At 37.6% G+C, this 17828-nt stretch carries 15 protein-coding genes; 5 read left to right on the top strand and 10 right to left on the bottom strand.

Annotated features, from left to right (window positions below; all coding sequences use genetic code 11):
• Positions 1 to 278: 278 nt before the first annotated feature.
• Positions 279 to 1244 carry a hypothetical protein gene (locus ADU73_RS07665; protein WP_062904041.1) on the top strand — a complete coding sequence of 322 codons (966 nt, stop codon included), beginning with the start codon at positions 279 to 281 and terminating at the stop codon, positions 1242 to 1244.
• A 333-nt stretch (positions 1245 to 1577) separates the two neighbouring features.
• On the opposite strand, the gene ADU73_RS07660 is transcribed toward ADU73_RS07665, so the two are convergent.
• Positions 1578 to 3497, bottom strand: coding sequence for a M13 family metallopeptidase (locus ADU73_RS07660; protein ID WP_062913361.1), 1920 nt, complete (start codon positions 3495 to 3497; stop codon positions 1578 to 1580).
• Positions 3498 to 3567: 70 nt separating this feature from the next.
• Positions 3568 to 4539, bottom strand: a complete 972-nt coding sequence (locus tag ADU73_RS07655; protein ID WP_046871534.1) for an asparaginase — start codon at positions 4537 to 4539, stop codon at positions 3568 to 3570.
• A gap of 230 nt (positions 4540 to 4769) precedes the next feature.
• Between ADU73_RS07655 and ADU73_RS07650 the strand changes: the two genes are divergently transcribed.
• Positions 4770 to 5528, top strand: a complete 759-nt coding sequence (locus ADU73_RS07650; RefSeq protein WP_062913360.1) for a potassium channel family protein — start codon at positions 4770 to 4772, stop codon at positions 5526 to 5528.
• Positions 5529 to 5603: 75 nt separating this feature from the next.
• Here ADU73_RS07650 and ADU73_RS07645 read toward each other — a convergent pair whose 3' ends face one another.
• Positions 5604 to 5930: a heavy metal-binding domain-containing protein gene (locus tag ADU73_RS07645; protein ID WP_046871536.1), complete on the bottom strand. Its 327-nt coding sequence runs from the start codon at positions 5928 to 5930 to the stop codon at positions 5604 to 5606.
• Between the two features lie 312 nt (positions 5931 to 6242).
• Positions 6243 to 6893: an MIP/aquaporin family protein gene (locus tag ADU73_RS07640; protein ID WP_046871537.1), complete on the bottom strand. Its 651-nt coding sequence runs from the start codon at positions 6891 to 6893 to the stop codon at positions 6243 to 6245.
• Between the two features lie 210 nt (positions 6894 to 7103).
• Here ADU73_RS07640 and ADU73_RS07635 point away from each other — a divergent pair, with 210 nt between their 5' ends.
• From ADU73_RS07635 to ADU73_RS07625, 3 genes are all read left to right on the top strand, one after another.
• Complete coding sequence (locus tag ADU73_RS07635) at positions 7104 to 7541, top strand: hypothetical protein (RefSeq protein WP_062913359.1); 438 nt, start codon at positions 7104 to 7106, stop codon at positions 7539 to 7541.
• A gap of 256 nt (positions 7542 to 7797) precedes the next feature.
• A complete protein-coding gene (locus ADU73_RS07630; protein WP_046871539.1) occupies positions 7798 to 8529 on the top strand; it encodes a C40 family peptidase in 732 nt (243 codons plus the stop codon).
• A gap of 123 nt (positions 8530 to 8652) precedes the next feature.
• Positions 8653 to 8976: a magnetosome magnetite crystal formation protein family gene (locus ADU73_RS07625; protein WP_046871540.1), complete on the top strand. Its 324-nt coding sequence runs from the start codon at positions 8653 to 8655 to the stop codon at positions 8974 to 8976.
• Positions 8977 to 10185: 1209 nt separating this feature from the next.
• Here ADU73_RS07625 and ADU73_RS07620 read toward each other — a convergent pair.
• The 6 genes from ADU73_RS07620 to ADU73_RS07595 all read right to left on the bottom strand — a co-directional run bounded on the left by ADU73_RS07620 (position 10186) and on the right by ADU73_RS07595 (position 17822).
• The gene (locus tag ADU73_RS07620; RefSeq protein ID WP_062913358.1) at positions 10186 to 12459 is read right to left on the bottom strand and encodes a MucBP domain-containing protein; all 2274 of its coding nucleotides are present in this window, start codon (positions 12457 to 12459) and stop codon (positions 10186 to 10188) included.
• Positions 12460 to 12747: 288 nt separating this feature from the next.
• Entirely contained in the window at positions 12748 to 13737 is a 990-nt protein-coding gene (locus tag ADU73_RS07615) for a ribose-phosphate diphosphokinase (RefSeq protein ID WP_056986595.1), read from the bottom strand.
• Between the two features lie 97 nt (positions 13738 to 13834).
• Positions 13835 to 15244, bottom strand: a complete 1410-nt coding sequence (gene glmU, locus ADU73_RS07610; RefSeq protein WP_062913357.1) for a bifunctional UDP-N-acetylglucosamine diphosphorylase/glucosamine-1-phosphate N-acetyltransferase GlmU — start codon at positions 15242 to 15244, stop codon at positions 13835 to 13837.
• A gap of 36 nt (positions 15245 to 15280) precedes the next feature.
• Positions 15281 to 16108 carry a pur operon repressor gene (gene purR, locus ADU73_RS07605; RefSeq protein ID WP_080945526.1) on the bottom strand — a complete coding sequence of 276 codons (828 nt, stop codon included), beginning with the start codon at positions 16106 to 16108 and terminating at the stop codon, positions 15281 to 15283.
• A 204-nt stretch (positions 16109 to 16312) separates the two neighbouring features.
• Positions 16313 to 16588 (bottom strand): hypothetical protein, encoded by a 276-nt coding sequence (locus ADU73_RS07600; protein ID WP_046871544.1) that lies wholly within the window; start codon positions 16586 to 16588, stop codon positions 16313 to 16315.
• A 25-nt stretch (positions 16589 to 16613) separates the two neighbouring features.
• The gene (locus ADU73_RS07595) at positions 16614 to 17822 is read right to left on the bottom strand and encodes an MFS transporter (protein WP_062913356.1); all 1209 of its coding nucleotides are present in this window, start codon (positions 17820 to 17822) and stop codon (positions 16614 to 16616) included.
• Positions 17823 to 17828 lie beyond the last annotated feature (6 nt).

Below are 17828 nucleotides of genomic sequence, written 5' to 3'. Positions count from 1 at the left end.
TGGCTAATTTAGAATTAGCTTTATGTTTGTTCGTGTTTTACTCTCCAAACAACAATATTCATCTTACTATAAATCCGTTTCAAAGTAAAACACAAACTTTACAATATTTTCTGCTTAAAAGTAATAATCAAAACCACTTGGCGAATCCTCGTGAATTTATTCCAAATTTACCTAATTGACCCTCGTAATTCTTAGTGGATGGGTGTATAATTCATGTTTATGACAGCGTGTCATATTTGACACGGATAATTCGAAAATTAATACGAGGATGGTACGTTATGAAAAAGTTTTTAACTGGAGTTGTTGGGCTCTTTGCACTCGTTGCATTAGCTGGTTGTGGCAATCACAGCCTATCAGTGGGTGCATCCACTAAAACGCCGAGTGGCATGGTAGCCGTTATTAAAGGAAAAACAAGCAAAAACGCGAAAATAAGCTATCAAATCGATCAGCAAGCTAAAAAAGCCGTTAAAAATACTGATGGGGCTTATGTAGTCGAAGTTCCTGCAAAAACCAAAAAACAGACGGTTAACATCACTTCTCAAAAAGGTTCAGATGTGATTACTAAAAAAGTCACTATTAATAAGCGAAAAGCACTTGGTCAATATAAACCAATTGCTAACAACTATAATCAAGCTGTAATTGGCATGTCCTTGTCAAAAGCAGATCAACAAAAAGCTAAGGACTTAGCCGCTGCTGAAAAAAAGGCCAAAGCTAGTTCCTCAAAACCAACTTCGGCTGCTAAAGCCAAAGCTGAAATTGCTAAGTTACCAGCCTCTCAACAAAAAGCAGCCCTCGCTAAGTTAGAAGCTCAGGGTAAAGAAATGGCTGCTCTTCAAAAAGAAGGCAAAGAAGTCCAAGCCGCAATGGCCACTGCTAAAAAAGAAAACAAAGATAAATTGTTGCCAACTAATATGTCAAACGGCGTCAAAAACGTCATCACACAAAATAATTACACAGTACGTGCTAACTATCAGGATAAGAATTTAATGGGCTTAACCCTCATTGTGCCCGTAAAAGCTATGAAACAGGAATCAGGCCAAAAGGATTTTGGAACGGTCTTTTCACTTCTATCCAATGAATTAGGTGCAAATCCTAAATCAGTTATGAAACAATTTGAGAAATTACTAAAAGATGCTAAAAAGAGTAGCAGTACCTCAACTGCCACTAATGTGATTAAATCTAACGGCGTGAAATTCGAAGTTGGTTACTCTACAACTCATCTTTATATTTACATTACTAAATAAGACAAAATCTAAAAGGCGTCCACAGACTTTGGAGAATTCCATAATCTGTGAACGCCTTTTTATGCACCCTACACTGCTGATCTCTGTTTGTATTTTTTCGACCGCCTTAGGACAGCTTCTTGAAACAGCTATAAAGATATAAGCACGTCTAACCGTGGGATTGCGATCCCGCTACCGACGTCCTTATATCTCTATAGCTCCCGTTTCACTCCGCTCACTTTTTTTAGGACAGCTCGACAAAGCAAAAGGTGCTAAATAAGTATGACTCCCGCGGGATTGCGATCCCGCATCCGTCACACTTATTTAGCACCTTTTAACGCTTTGTCTCACTCACTACCAGATTTGCACCCGTTTTTCTGGTGGCAGATACATGCCATCCCCCGGTTGCACATTGAACGTTTCGTAAAACTCATCAAAATTTTTCACTTGGACATTTGCCCGCAATTTATCTGGTGCATGCACATCAATTGAAAGAAGCAATTGTTTGCGTTCCTTTGTAGCCTTACTACGCCATACTGTGGCCCAGTTCACAAAGAACTCTTCCAAATCAGGATTACCTGTCAATTTAGCCGCACCCAATGCACAGCTCAGGCCTCCATCATCTGCTACGTTTTCAGTGACCACTAATTTACCGTTAACCTTGCCACCTGCATATGGAAGCCCATCAAATTCATCAATCATGGCTTGTGAACGTTTCTTGAATTCCTTCATATCATCATCCGTCCACCAATTATTCAAGCTTCCGTTTTCATCAAACAAAGCGCCATTAGGATCAAAAGCATGCGAAATTTCATGAGCCATTACGGCCCCAATTCCACCATAATTCTGACTTGGTGTTTGTTCCAAACTATAAAATGGTGCTTGAAGAATTGCCGCTGGGAAACAAATCAAGTTACCTTCTGGTGAATAATATGCATTAACCGTATCAGCACTCATTTCCCATTTTTCTTTATCCACGGGCTGATTAAATTTACTGAGTTCATCTTCAGCAAACACTTTAGAAAAGGCTTGGACATTTTCTAATAAGCTGCCGCCTTCTGCCGCGGTCGTCGTATGTAGTTTTTTAAAGACATCTTCCATCTTATCTGGATAGCCAACATGAATATCCATGGCATTCAACTTAACGACCGCTTTTTCACGCGTAGCCTTACTGAGCCATGTATTATTTTGCAATTTCTGCTTGTAAACACCAGTCATCGCAACAACCATATCATGAACGTCTTGTTTGGCCTTTTCACCAAAGTACTTCTTACCATAGTAATCACCAACAACTTGGCTAAAGATTCGCCGTGCCAAATAAAAGGCACTCTTCTCTTGCTTCATGGCTGTTTTTTGACCAGATAAGGTTCGTTGATAGATTCCTGCAGTCTGGCGGAAGTCTTCGCCAAGATATGTTGCTAAGTGACGCACCACATTGACAATTACCCAGTTTTTAAATGCTGGGAAAGTGTCCTTATTAACAATCTTGGTAAAGTTTTCAAAGAATTTAGGTTCAGTGACAATAACTTGTTTTGTTTTTTCACCCAATACCTCAGTAATGGCATCGCCAATCTTAAATTCACCTAATTGTTTGATAAACTCATCAAAATCAATTGGATTATATAAGTTCGCCACATCGCTCATTTCTTCGGAGTTCTTTTTGAAAGGCGCCATTGAAGCATCAAACTGTTTAGCGTCTGCCACCATCTTTTTAGCATCTTCTTTAGAGTTACCCACCATTGTGAGTAATTTTTCAGTCATTTGGGTAAAGACTGCTAAGAGTTGTGGGCCAGCCTGATTATCTTTGTCATAATAAGTTTTATCAGGAAGGATCAAATTACCACCCTCAGCCCAAAGCACATTCAATTTTATTTTGCCTTGGCTCTTAAGATCAGGTTGCACGCCAATGTCAAACGGCGTTGGAAATCCCTCAACAAACCAGTCTTTGAACTGGGCACTGAGCTCTTCAAAACTAGAAACTGCTTCAACTTTATCAATATATGGTTTTAAAGGTGCTGTACCATCTTGATCACGTTTCTTGAAATCTGCTGCTAATTCATAAAACTTCAAAAATTCGGTCATCAAAGGATCCTTGTTGACAAGTTTGCCAGATTTCATATCAGCAAAATCGCTCATCAATTTTTCATCCACATCATCAACTAAGTCCATGAATCCACCCGTCGAAGAGTGGTCTGCCGGAATCTCGGCAGTTTCAAGCCATTCGCCATTCACTGCGTCATAAAAATCATTTCTTAATTTCGTTTTATCAGCCATTTCATCCCAACCTTTTTCTTCAGATAGCAATAGTATAGCGCATTTTTAATCTTCTCACAAAATTTTAATTTTACGATACTGCGTTACTAATATAATTTCTTAAATTCTCTCCAGTAAAACCGGCACTAATTCCAACCAGCAGCTTAATCCGCGCCTTGGGTCCATTTAGTCCCTGACAGAAAGTAACACCCATACGTTCCAACGCAATGCCACCACCTGGATAATCGTAAATGGGTTCCGCTACCCCATTATAACAACGGGAAACCATTACCACTGGAATCTCGTCTGCAAGTAGCTGTTGAATGGCACCTACCGTTTCTAGCGGCATGTTTCCAGCACCCAAGCCTTCTATAACAATGCCATTGGTCTCTTTTTTATCTAAACAACTCAAGAGACTTGCGGGCATCCCTGCGTAGGCTTTCAGTAAATAGACATTGTGTTTAAGCTCATCAACTTGCACAACCGCTTGTTGAATTAATTCTTGGAAATAGTGGATACCACGTTTTCCAACCAAGCCAATCGGTCCAAATGTCGGTGTCCGAAACGTATCAACATTGGTAGTATGCGTTTTGGTGACATAGCGCGCCGTATGAATTTCGTCATTCATAACCACCAAAACGCCTTTATCCACCGATTCATCAGCGGCGGCGGTTAAGATTGCGCTCTGAAAATTATACACACCATCTGATCCGATTTCATTAGAAGAACGCATTGCTCCCGTCAAAACTACTGGTAGATGATTTGGCAAAGTTAAATCTAAAAAATACGCCGTTTCTTCTAATGTATCTGTTCCATGGGTAATCACAATTCCATCATACCCTTGACCTTCTGCTTTTTTTACGCGTTTTTGCATCTTGAACATATCATCTGGTGTGATGTGTTCTGATGGTTTATTCAAAATAGTTTCATTGGTTAATTCGATATTGTCGTCAATAAAGCGACTATCTAATAACGGATTCTCCTCATTTGTAGAAACTTCACCTAGTTCATTGGCCGACATTGAAATGGTTCCACCTGTATGGAGTGCTAATATTTTTTTCAAACGTAAACCTCCCAATCATTATTCATTTTATTATTTTAGTTACATACTCTACTTTATAAATAAAAAACATTTGAATTGCTCTTTCTTGATTCTAATCGATTAAAAGCCGACTTACTAGCTAAATTCAGCATTTCAATTTTTAAAAAATCATTGTGATCAAAGCCCATCTGTTTACACAGCTTATTAAAGAGTTAAAATAAGCTTAATACGTGAAATGACAGGTGAATAAAATGTCTAAAAAACAAAGAGGTTGGCTTATTTGTTACCACATTATTTTTGGTGCTCTGGCACTCTTCTCTAGTGGTCTAGCTTTTTCAACTTTCTTTACCCACATTAATCTATTAAAAGGCTCAATCGGAGTCATCATGAACATCATCCTAGTAATCTTCTTAATAGACTACTTAGTTCGTTTAGGGCTATCAAAAAATAAGAAAGGTTTTCTGGTTGATAACTCCTTTGATATGCTTGGATTGGTTCCGTTGCACCCGATTTTTGCCATTTTTCGATTTGAACGGGTCATTCGCATGGTTCGTTATTATCATATTTTTTGGCATCTAGGCCTGGATGGCAAGTTTACAAAATCTGTCCACCGTTTCTTTTACTCCACTGGCTTTGTTTATCTTCTCTACGCCAGTGTTGTAATCGTCGTCTTGAGTGCGCTTTTGTATTCCATTGTTGAAAAAATTTCTCTATCAAACGCATTATGGTGGGCAATCACCACCGCAACCACCGTTGGTTATGGCGATATTTTCCCGCATACGGCCATTGGAAAAATCATTGCGGCCATCCTAATGCTTGGTGGAATTGGGTTTATTGGTTTGTTAACCAGTACAATTACCGGATTCTTCACTTCAGATAATACCAACATTCAAGATAACGATTTAACTTTACTCTTAAATAAAATTGATAGTCTCTCCAAACAAGTTGACCACTTACAAAAACAAGTTTCTCAACTTCAGAAAAAGCCACATAAAAAAAAGAAATCTTAGTTTCAAAAAGGCCAGTATTCTAAGAGGATTACCATAAAGTAATCTCTTAGAATACTGGCCTTTATTTTTTTAAAATTACTCAACAAATTTTACAGCTGTCCCATAAGCAACCACCGTTTCCATATCTTGACTAATTGAATCTGAATCAAAACGCATCATCACCACGGCATCTGCGCCCATTTCTGCTGCATTATCCCGTAAGCGACTGATCGCTGTATCACGTGCCTCCGTCAGTAGTTCCGAATAAGCCTTAATTTCACCACCAACAATTCCTTTAAGACCCGCACCAATATTTTTGAACACGTTTTTAGATTGCGTGGTTAAACCAAACACTTCCCCAATCACTTCATAATTATGCCCTGGAATATTTTCCGTCGTCGACACTAAAATTTTATTTGCCATTATGGACTCCCCCATCTTGTTTGATATTTGTATTATAGCATGGCGGGGTTGCATTCACTGCCTGTTTTTTTTCGGGTGAGCTTTAGGACAGCTACTTGAAACAGCTAAAGAGCTATAAACACGTCTAACCGCGGGATGCAATCCCGCTAACGACGCGTTTATAGCTCTTTAGCTTCCGTTTCAATCCGCTCACTCTTTTTTAGGACAGCTCGGCAAAGCAAAAGCCAAGAAATACCTATCCTTCCCGCGGGATTGCGATCCCGCATCCAGGACAGGTATTTCTTGGCTTTTAACGCTTTGCCTCGCTCACTTTTATTCTTCACTACCCAAATACTGACTCACACCGGCTGCCAACACCGCTCCTACCAATGGAGCCGTTAAGTACAACCAATAATGCGCCATTGCCGATCCACCCACAAAGAGGGCTGGGCCAAAACTTCGTGCCGGGTTCAATGAACCGCCCGTCAAGTTCAATGCCACAATAATCATCAAACCTAATGTTAATCCGATAATTAAGCCTGCAAAATTTGAATTGCCTAGTTTTCTACTTGTTACCAACAAAATAACTAAAACAAACAAAAATGTCACGAGCGTTTCAGTGACAAACGCACCACCAACAGAAATATTAGGGAAATCCGTTTGCCCTAAATCTTTCGTGGACAAACCTAATTCATGGACCAAATCAAAAACCATCGCTGATGCCAAAATTGCCCCAATAAATTGGGAAATAACATACCCAATAAAATCTTTGCCGCTAATTCGCTTATTTAAAAGCATACCCAGGGATACCGCCGGGTTAAAGTGCCCACCTGAAATGGCACCTACTGAATAAGCCATGACAGTTACCGCTAATCCAAAGGCCAAACCAATCGTAAGTGTGCTACCTTTAGCAATCACAACTGTACCCGTTCCAACAAAAACCAAAACAAACGTTCCAATAATTTCTGCAATATATTTTCGCATATGGTCATCTCCTACGTATATTAAAAACCTTTTATAATTTCTATCTACTTAAAAGTATAAAAGATTTAAATAAAATACTCAATATTGATGCGCTGAAAACGCGAAAACTTTTTAATTCTCCTTTAAATTTGTACTAATCGCCTGGTTTGTAGAAGTAAAAATGGACGTCTTATGGTAAAATATAACTATTATATCTTAGGGGGAATGACCATGAGTCAAATCGATGTCGAACTAATCACTAAACCAACAGCTAAAGAATTTTTAATCGATTATAAAGAACAAAAACGAAATAATAACGTTCCCGAGCTCAAATCACAAGGCCATTTTATTTTACCTGATTACAAACTGACAAGGCAGCGTAAAGCTTTTAAAATCATGAAACATACCTACCTTACAAAGCATTACAAATCCTATGTTGCGTTTGATTCAGACAACGGTCACACTTTGTGGATGAAGAATTTCGGTAGCCTAACAGAAGCCGTCTTTTGGCTTGAAACTGGACTGGAAATTGGCGATACTGATACACGATCTACATACAAGGATTGGAAAGAGAAACATAATGATGAGGTTCAAGTGTTGAAGGATCAATTAAGCCTACTAAAGAAGAAACGTAACAAAAAGAGAATTCCTTTAGATCATGCCAATTAATTTTTATAATTATGCAATTATTAAGAGTCCACTTTACAGTGGCTCTTTTTATTTTAAAATTAAAAAAATTGCTATCTCAAATTACGATACGATCAATTTATGCACATTCTATAGCTATTTGAAGTGTTATTTTGGGCTTGGAATGAATTATTTCGTCAATATGTTCTTTACTTAATCTTAATGAGATACCTTAGTTACGTTTTTGTAATATATAACCCGTATTATTATAAATATACAATTTATACGGGGGTAACTCATGAAAAACATAATTAAATTATTCGCGCTTCTTTCCATGTTTATTGGTATCACTGCTATTTCAAACACTGAAGCTCACGCAGCTACAAAATACCGTGTAGTTTCTACGAAAAATGTAACTACAAAATCTTACATCAGATCAAGTGCCAAGGGGAATATGTACAACCTAAACGGGAAACTTCCCTATGTCACCTTTAAAACAGCTCATTATTTAAAGAATTTCCCAAGAACTACTTTTAAGGTCACAAAATCACGAATTGTCTTGAAAAATGGCGTTCGTACCCAATATTTTTATGCTACTAGTAGTAATGGTCTGTATTCTGGTTGGGTTTGGCATGGTTATCTCAAAGTTAAGCCTGGTACAGGTACTTACAATAAGATTTACACAAATGCACGAAAACAATTAGGCAAACGCTATGTTTATGGCGCTGTTGGTCCAAATCGTTTTGACTGTTCCGGCTTATCAAAATATGTTTATAAAAAAGCAATCAACAAAACCTTACCAAGAACCGCACAATCTCAATACAACAGTTATAAAAAAGCTTCAACTAGTTCACGAAAACAAGGCGACTTAGTTTTCTTTGGTTCTAGTAAAAAGAATATTTCTCATGTAGGGATCTACGTCGGTAGTGGCAAAATGATCGATGCTCAAAATCGTGGCGTCATTACTGAAAAAGTTGCTTCTCCATGGTGGCACTGTGTTGGTTATTCACGCCCAGCAAATCTTAACTAAATAAATAATTGATTAAACAGTAGCGCAACTTGGCTACTGTTTTTTTGTTTGGTTCTTATCTCTATCTTAAGTTGTCCATTTTAGGTAAAATGAAGGCAACAAATGAACGTGGAGGTTGAGATTATGACAATTGAAGATAAATTATTAAGTTCCCTTTCCTATCTGAGCATTTTATTTTTACCTGTTTTGTTTCCATTAATTGTTTGGCTGTTAACAGCTAATCGACCAGAAACTCATCGAAATGCCTTACATGCATTATTGTTGCATATTTTACCTACTTTGCTGATCCTTACATTTATTGTCCTTGCCGGAGTTCACGGGCTAATCACAAAGAATGCCCAGTCAACCGGCTGGTTTATCATTATTCTTATTGGCCTTGGTGCAATTATTGTTTTAGCTCTAACTATTTATAGTATCTACAAGGGAATTAAGATTCTTGTTGATTAACTTTTTTTACTACAAAACCCTTTATAACGGTAATTCTGTTGGCCCATTTTATAAGTTTAAAAAAAGTCAGACATTTATGTTGCAAACGGTTACATCACGTGCTAATATAATAAGTGAGGAAAGGGAAAAGTTAAATTTTCCGATTAACTCAAACTTCTCAAAGCGCTTTAGGTCAGTCGATAGTTGCCGATGGTGATCTAACGTAGAAGCGCAGCTGAGAGCTATGTTGTGAAGGCTTACCATTCATGGGCATCATGTAAAAGTTTTGCTTGTTGAAAGACATGTGAGCAGTTACAATCAGAATTATGTGTTTGACTCAAAGGTTTAGATGCGCGATTTATATGAGTATGATCTGATACTATAAATCATGGGCATCGATTTAATAAAGTTTTTGATGTTGGAAGACATTTGAGTAGCAAAAGTAGTTAGTACTTGGCTCAAGAAACCTGGATGTGCGGTTTATGGAAATACGACATCACAAACCATGAGCATCGATTTAATAAAGTTTTGATGTTGAAAGACATCGTGAGCAGTTGTAGTAGTTGTTACTTGGCTCAAAAATCTGGATGTGCGAATAGTAAGTGCATAGCTTTCTTGGTAAATGTTGCAACTGATTTTGGTTCAGTTTTTAGATTCAGATTTAGATTCATGTTTGGTTGATATGTAGTTGAGCTTCGGTTTAAGTAGGTGTTGCCAATGACAAGAGAAAACGTGAGTTAGAAATAGCTTACAGAGTACTAAATAGTTTAGATACGTTGTGTAGTAAGAACAAAATAACAAGTACGTTTGCGGAGGGTATTTAGCATAAAAAAACTTAATGCTTCCAAAACCGTCTTTAATCACCGTTAGCCTGTATTTATGTATGTATCAAGTGAGTTCAAACTTACGTTGATCATATCAGCAGATTTTGATAACGACGATCACAGGTAGGTCAGGTTCACGACGGTAGAACAATTAAACAATGAAGGTGTAATGTTATTAACAATTTAGATTCTGAAGATGTTAATCGCGAAAACCTTTCCTCGTAGGTAGACTTTAAGCTTTGAGAAGAACTTAGAGTCTACTTTTTTGTTGTCAAAAAATAAAAACGGTCACGAAAATCCCCACTTTAATACACAAATAAGCTGCTCCCCTTTTTAGAGGAACAGCTTATTTCTTAAATATAAAATCGATGAAATTTGAAACACTTCATTTTTGCAATCTTAAAATCTAATATCTTTTTCTTCTAACTACTCCGAATAGTGCAAGCGTGGCCATTAAGAACAATCCAATCAACCCAATGTTTCTTCCAGCAATACTATTTGCTTCATCAGTTTGTGGTAATTCTTTATTTGCTGAAACAGATTTCGGACTATTTTTGGTTGCTCCTGAAACGGTTTGCCCATTAGCTGAAGGAATTTGACTTGTTTCCTTGCCATTATTACCTTGGCTTAATCCGTTACCTTGATTACCGGATTGGCCCGAGTTGGAGTCTGTTTCGCCATTACCGGAACCCTCTTTATCTCCAGAGCCATCGTTATCGCCCGGAGTTGGTTTAGGTGTTGTAGGTTCCCCTGGTTTCCCAGGTGTTCCATCGGCCACAATAATAACAACTCCTGTAGCTGTTACAGACAACCCAGTAACTGGATCCGTATAAGTGAAGGTATAGGTACCCTTGTTCCCTACTTTGTTCGTATTAAAGTTGTTTGGTCCCGTTACTGTTAAACTGCCATTTGCAATTGCTTCAGCATAATTTAACTTTGTCCCTGTTGAAGAAACAATTGAATTAAATAAATCTTGAAGTTTAAAATTGGAACCTTTTTTAATCGTAATCTTAGGTTTAACACTGATAGTTGGCTTGATCGCAGTATACTTGTATGTCAATGTGATTGCATAGCCTTTACCAACACCATTTTCAGACACCGTTGTATTATTGAAGACATCTAATACCTTCTGCCAGTCAGCAGATGTCCAAGTGTTTGGATTACCAGTTACACCAACATTTGCAGCAAATTCGGCAAGTGAACCAGTATGCGTTCCATCTTCATTTATTAAAGTAAAAGTACTCTTGCTATAATTAATTTGATACCCAGCAATCTGCTTTGGTGTATGCAAACTGTATTTTTCACCAGCCTTAAGCGCCTCGCTATCAGATTTTGCAAGTGTTTTTCCTGCTTCATTCTGATATTCACTTGTTTCATTAAACGTTCCTTTTGGCGCCTCAGCATCATATTTGTAAGTCAGCGTAATTGCATAGCCCTTACCAACAGCATTAGCCGATACCGTATCTTTGTTAAGAATGGCTACCAAATCATTAATTGTCCATGATTTGCTGGTATCTATTCCTGCGGCTGCAGCAAGTTCAGTTAGTGATCCTTTGTGAGTTCCAGATTCATTAATTATTGTATAACTACTCTTGTCCTTGTTAACCTGATAACCAGAAATGTTTTTTGGAGTACTCAAACTATAACTTTCGCCAGCTTTAAGCGCCGTTGTATCAGAATCCGCAATGGTGTTTCCGGCCTCATTTTGATACTCCGTCTTTTGATTTAACATCCCTTTTGGCGCTTCGGCATCATACTTATAAGTCAACGTGATACTATAATCTTTACCGACTGCATTAGCCGACACCGTATCTTTATTAAGAATGGCTACCAAATCGTTAATTGTCCATGATTTGCTAGTATCTATTCCTGCGGCTGCAGCAAGTTCAGTAAGTGATCCTTTGTGAGTTCCAGATTCATTAACTATTGTATAACTACTCTTGTCCTTGTTAACCTGATAACCAGAAATGTTCTTAGGTCCACTCAAACTATAACTCTCGCCAGCTTTGAGCGCCGTTGTATCAGAATCCGCAATGGTGTTTCCGGCCTCATTTTGATACTCCGTCTTTTGATTTAACGTGCCCTTTGGTGCTTCAGCGTCATATTTGTAAGTCAGCGTAACACTATAGTCTTTGCCAACCCCATTTTCAGACACCGTAGTTGCATTAAAAGCATCTAGTACTTTTTGCCAATCCGCAGTGGTCCAACTACTTGGATCGCTGGTGACACCGACATTTGCGGCAAGTTTAGCTAACGAACCACTATTAGTTCCGTCTTCATTCGTGATCGTATAGCTGCTCTTAGCATAATTTACTTTGTATCCTGCAATCGTTTTAGGTGCATTTAAACTGTATTTTTCGCCAGCTTTAAGCGAAACACTGTCTGAACTGGCAATGCTCTTACCAGCTTCATCTTGATATTCACTTGTCTGTTTAAAAGTGCCTTGCGCGGCCTCTGAATTCGAACTACTATCCGCAACCTTTGTTTTACCAGATTTTGATGTTGCTTTAACTGTCTTAGCAGTGGTAGCCGTGTTCTGTTTTGAAGACTCAGCTACATTTGAAACATCCGCATTTATTTGGGGTGGCGTAACACCCATCCCTAAAATACCCGCTGAAAACAGTAGTGTACTTGCCAGCAAAGCATACTTACGATTTTGTTTCAATTCGGCTTTTTTCATATTTCTCTCCCTTCAAATAAAACCATGGCATTCAACTTTTGCTGTTTTGTTCAAGAAAATTTTTCCCAAATTAATCCAGCCAACTATGTAAAAAATTATAACCTGTACCTACTTAAATTCTAACACCTCGGTGACATTAATGGTAGCGCTAGCATTTAATTCTCTCATCTATTTCATTTTCATCTATACAACCAAATATTACATAATTTCAATGCTTAATAATCATGTTTTTGGATAAAAAAATCCAGAAGAAAAAATGAAATTTTCTTCTGGATATAATTTTGATTTTTAACTTCGGGACGCTTCTTCTTTACTGAAACGATTATTAAATAATGGACTAACTGGTTTGTTTTCGTGAATTAAACGAATGGCTTCCCCAATTAAAGGTCCTACTGAAATCTGCGTAATCTTATCTATTTTCTTTTCTTCTGGTAAATTAATCGAATCTGTCACAACCAATTCCTTGATTGGAGAGTTTGCAATTCTTTCAATCGCTGGGCCAGATAAAACTGGATGTGTACAGCTTGCATAAACTTCCGTTGCACCCGCATCCATCAAAGCCTGGGCTCCTAAAGTAATGGTACCAGCAGTATCAATCATATCATCAATCATGATACAACGCTTACCCTTCACTTCACCAATAATATTCATAACCTCAGCCACATTAGCTCGTGGTCGTCGTTTATCAATAATGGCAATGGGAGCTTTCAAAAATTCAGCTAATTTACGAGCTCGTGTGACACCACCATGATCAGGAGAAACCACAACAGAATCTTTATCAAGATGATGCTCGATAAAGTAATCTGCCAATAATGGCGCACCCATCAAATGGTCCATTGGAATATCAAAGAATCCTTGAATTTGTGCAGCGTGTAAATCAAGCGCAATAATCCGCGTTGCACCAGCCTTTTCAATCATATTAGCCACAAGTTTTGCGGTAATTGGTTCCCGTGAACGGGCCTTACGATCTTGACGAGCATAACCATAATAAGGAATCACAACGTTAATAGTCTGTGCGCTCGCTCTCCGCAATGCATCAATCATAATTAAAAGTTCCATCAAATTATCATTAACAGGTGCCGAGGTAGATTGAATAATATACACTTGGTCCCCACGAATACTTTCTTCAATGTTAATTCTAATTTCACCATCGCTAAAACGATCAACAGACGTCTTACCCAGCTTAACACCAACTGCTTTAGCAATTTTTTCTGCTAAAGGCTTGTTTGAATTCAAAGCAAAGATCTTCAGCTTTGGATCAGAATATTGTCCAGACATGAAATCCTCCAATAATGATTTTTAAGAATCTGTTCGATTACCACTCTATATGATAAGTCATTTACAGGACCAAAAGCAAGTCCAAACCGACATCAAATTAGTCTTTTTGTCGTTCTGCTTCCTCTTTTTTTGCTGCTTCATAAACAGGTAATTTTTTAAAATAACCCGGTTTAGTTGTTTGTCGTTCTCGTGCAATACCCATATCGTACTTCGCCAGATCGTCGGTAATTGTTGAACCAGCTGCAACGTACGAATAGTCTGCCATCTTAACAGGCGCAATAATATTCGAATTACTTCCGATAAATGCATGGTTGCCAATGATAGATGTATGTTTATTAATCCCATCGTAGTTAACAAATACAACCCCACAGCCAACGTTGATATCTGAGCCCAACACGGCGTTCCCAACGTAAGTTAAATGACCAACTTTGGTTCGGGCACCCAATTTTGTCTTCTTGATTTCACAGAAGTTTCCGATATGAACGGATTCCCCAATCTCAGCTTCTGGGCGTAAGTGACTGTTAGGCCCAATATCACTGTCATCATGCATAATTGATTCTTCAATTGTCGATGAAGTAACATGAACTCGATCGCCAATTTTAGAAGAAACAATTTTAGAATTAGCTCCAATTACACAGTCAGAACCAATTTCAGTTTTCCCAGAAATTGACACTCCAGGTTCCACGATTGTGTCAGAACCAATTTTGACATCCACGTCAATATACGTATTTTCTGGATCAATCAGCGAAACTCCGTTAGCCATATGCTGATCATTAATGCGTTCTTGCATAATTTTAGTTGCGTTGGCAAGAGCCTTACGATCATTCACACCCATTGATTCAGAAAAGTCTTTCATTTCGTACGCAGCAACAATCTCGCCTTCGGATTTCATAATTTCAATTACGTCTGGTAAGTAATACTCGCCCTGCGCATTATCATTCTTTACTTTATGTAAAGCCGAAAATAATTTTTTGTTATCAAAACAGTAAACGCCTGTATTAATTTCATGAATGGCTGCTTCTTCACGCGTCGCATCTTTTTCTTCCACAATTTTAGACACAACCCCAACATTATTACGGACAATTCGACCATAGGAAAATGGATCATCTGCATCGACTGTTAAAATTGTTGCTGCAGCACCCTTTTCTTTATGATACTCAAATAAATCTTCAAAAGTACTGGCACGGAAAAGTGGCGTATCACCACTTACAACCATTGTCATCCCGTCTTGGTCTCCCAAAATATCTTCAGTTTGTAAAACGGCGTGTCCCGTTCCTAATTGCGATTTTTGATATGCATATTCAGTCCGTTTGCCAAGTTCTGCCTCAACTTGTTCAGCGCCACTACCCACAACCGTAACCACTTTATCCATGTTAGTTTTTTCGACTTGGGTCAACACATGATCGACCATCGATTTTCCACAAACGCGGTGCAGCACTTTATATAATTTTGATTTCATCCGTGTTCCTTGACCGGCTGCCAAGATAACCGTATACTTTCCACTCATTAAATGTTCTCCTTAATTTTTAAATTTAATAACAAACTAATCAGCTTGTTCGAAGACTTTATCTAAATAATTACCCGGTTGAATCCGAATCTCGTCACTGTTGGCATCCACACTCAATAAAGAAGTGACATTATCAATCATGCGGTGTCCTGTAAAACTACCTTCCGCAAAAACGGTTGTGCCAATCAATTCCGCTTCAAACTCAGTAATCAGCGCCTGCATCCCTTTTAAGGTGCCGCCACCCTTCATATAGTCATCGACAACTAGAACTCGTGTTCCAGCTTTCAGGCTCCGTTTAGAGAGCTCCATTTTCTTGATTTGTGCAGATGATCCAGACACGTAATTCACACTGATCGTGGAGCCCTCTGTAATCTTTGAATCATGCCGCACAATGATAAACGGAACCCCTAAATAATTTGCCACACTCTGGGCAATCGGAATTCCTTTTGTTTCAACAGTCATGATTGCATCAACTTTTTCATCTGCATACTCACTGGCAATCAAACGACCCACCCTTTTAAGAACGGTTGGATCACTCAATAAATCAGACATGTATAAATAGCCACCTGGCAAAATCCGGTCCGCCGTCGAAAGTTGTTGAATTAAATCTTCAATAATTTCACTAGCCTCGCCTTTTTTAATAGTTGGTATAAATAAGGCTCCCCCGGCCGCTCCAGGAATTGTTTCTAATCTCCCAGTGCCCCGATTCGCGAATGTTCGTTTAATAATGGCCATATCCTCACTGATCGAAGATTTTGCAGACGCATACCGTTCAGCAAAAAAGCTTAACGTTACTAACGTGTGTGGTCGTTCTAGAAAATACCTTGTCATATCGATTAATCGATCACTTCTTCGGACACTCAACGTTAACACTCCATTCTAAATTAAAAGTTACTTTACTCTCGATCATAGCATAAATGTTCGTGTTTTGAACATAATTTTGTAAATATTACCGTTATTTATATATATATGACTGTAACAAAAAAAACCATTAGAAATCAATCAAAAAATTATGATTAATTTATAATGGATATTTAAAATCTAGTATCATTCACAAATATAAGAGCTTTAATTAAACTCAGTCATATTATTTACCCCATCTTCAAAAAAATCTATTGCTTCGTCTATTCGTTTATTTGTCAATTTCCATTTTTCTGGATTAAACATATTTTTAAATCCATGATATTCTCTGGATAAATAAAAACCAATTATCCAAGCTGACAAATACTTATATGCTTGATTAGCACGTAAAATATGCGGAGACTGTACCCAATTTATATTTAGGTAATCTATTTTCACATTGTCTCCAAAATACTTAATTCGATCTTGATACCAAAAGTCCATGTTGCGTTTTTAATTAAATATGGTTTCATCTATTTTCCATTACTTTCCTAAATATATATTTTTTCATAACTATTACAGTTCCAATAACTGCTATTAATCCAGAAGCAAAGAAAATTATTGTCTCCGAAAACTTATCAAATAAAATACCGTACCCAAGAGACCCTAACGGAACAAATAGCTGAGAAACGGCATTTATAATAGAATAAATTCCCCCTTGAATTTCGTTTGGTACTATTTTTTGTATATAAGTTGTCATACTAGTGTTCGCAAACACTGCTGACAGCCCAAATCCAGAAGTTAACACCACTAATAACATAATGGCAATTGCAGAATGATTTTTGGCCAATCCTGGAATACCAAAAAGAAAAAGAATACCTCCGAAACCTAACATGGATTTATATACTGTTTTTAATTCATCCTCACTAACATGAATAGTTAATAGTACTCCTCCCAATAGCATTGCTACACTTGTCATACTATCAAGAAAACTATATGTAAGATTAGACAGATGCAATTGTCGTAAAACAACTATGGGAAGACCAATAGTAATTGCGGATGCAAAGAAATTAACAAACATCGCAATTAGCACCAAGCTTTTAATATTTCCTTGCGAATTTAGATAACTTAACACTTTACCAAAGGTTTGGTTACCACTCATAGCTTGTTTTTGTTGCTCATTGAATTTAATCAACTTAGTAAAACGTGTTGAAACAATAACTACTAAAATTGCAATCCATACATATACCGATAATGTGATAAGCCCGAATACAAATCCACCTAGAATTGGCCCACTAATATTTGCAATCGCAATGGAAGTCTGCATTCCTGCATTTACACGCTGATAGTTTCCTTTATCTACAATTTGTGGAACAGAAGCCTTTAAACACACTGTGAACAATTCTTCTCCAATTCTAATTCCAACAATCAAAAGATATGTCCATTCCAGATTCCATCTAGGAAGTAACTGCATTACTACTTCATATAGAAACAAACTTACTAGTGTAAATATCTGTGAAACAAGCATTACGATTTTATGATTATTTTGATCTACGATTTTTGTCATAAATGGGGTCAAAATTAGACTCACTAATGGACCAATAACAACTAAAGTTCCAAAAACAAATGCTGAACCGGTCTCTTTTAAAAAAACTAAACCAACCATAAAATTAACCGATGTAACTACTATATTAAAGAAAAAGGTGACTAAACTTATTAAGCTAAATTGTTTTTTCAAATCAAT

It is taken from the genome of Pediococcus damnosus, assembly GCF_001611155.1.
GTDB lineage: Bacteria > Bacillota > Bacilli > Lactobacillales > Lactobacillaceae > Pediococcus > Pediococcus damnosus.
This window is presented reverse-complemented; position numbering and strand designations above follow the sequence as displayed.

Bases quoted from the DNA above. Each gene is read 5' to 3' on its own strand.
- ADU73_RS07620 (WP_062913358.1), bottom strand. From the start codon at position 12,459: ATGAAAAAAGCCGAATTGAAACAAAATCGTAAGTATGCTTTGCTGGCA.
- ADU73_RS07640 (WP_046871537.1), bottom strand. From the start codon at position 6,893: ATGCGAAAATATATTGCAGAAATTATTGGAACGTTTGTTTTGGTTTTT.
- ADU73_RS07645 (WP_046871536.1), bottom strand. From the start codon at position 5,930: ATGGCAAATAAAATTTTAGTGTCGACGACGGAAAATATTCCAGGGCAT.
- ADU73_RS07625 (WP_046871540.1), top strand. From the start codon at position 8,653: ATGACAATTGAAGATAAATTATTAAGTTCCCTTTCCTATCTGAGCATT.
- ADU73_RS07615 (WP_056986595.1), bottom strand. From the start codon at position 13,737: ATGTCTGGACAATATTCTGATCCAAAGCTGAAGATCTTTGCTTTGAAT.
- ADU73_RS07660 (WP_062913361.1), bottom strand. From the start codon at position 3,497: ATGGCTGATAAAACGAAATTAAGAAATGATTTTTATGACGCAGTGAAT.
- ADU73_RS07635 (WP_062913359.1), top strand. From the start codon at position 7,104: ATGAGTCAAATCGATGTCGAACTAATCACTAAACCAACAGCTAAAGAA.
- glmU (WP_062913357.1), bottom strand. From the start codon at position 15,244: ATGAGTGGAAAGTATACGGTTATCTTGGCAGCCGGTCAAGGAACACGG.
- ADU73_RS07665 (WP_062904041.1), top strand. From the start codon at position 279: ATGAAAAAGTTTTTAACTGGAGTTGTTGGGCTCTTTGCACTCGTTGCA.
- ADU73_RS07600 (WP_046871544.1), bottom strand. From the start codon at position 16,588: ATGGACTTTTGGTATCAAGATCGAATTAAGTATTTTGGAGACAATGTG.
- ADU73_RS07650 (WP_062913360.1), top strand. From the start codon at position 4,770: ATGTCTAAAAAACAAAGAGGTTGGCTTATTTGTTACCACATTATTTTT.
- ADU73_RS07630 (WP_046871539.1), top strand. From the start codon at position 7,798: ATGAAAAACATAATTAAATTATTCGCGCTTCTTTCCATGTTTATTGGT.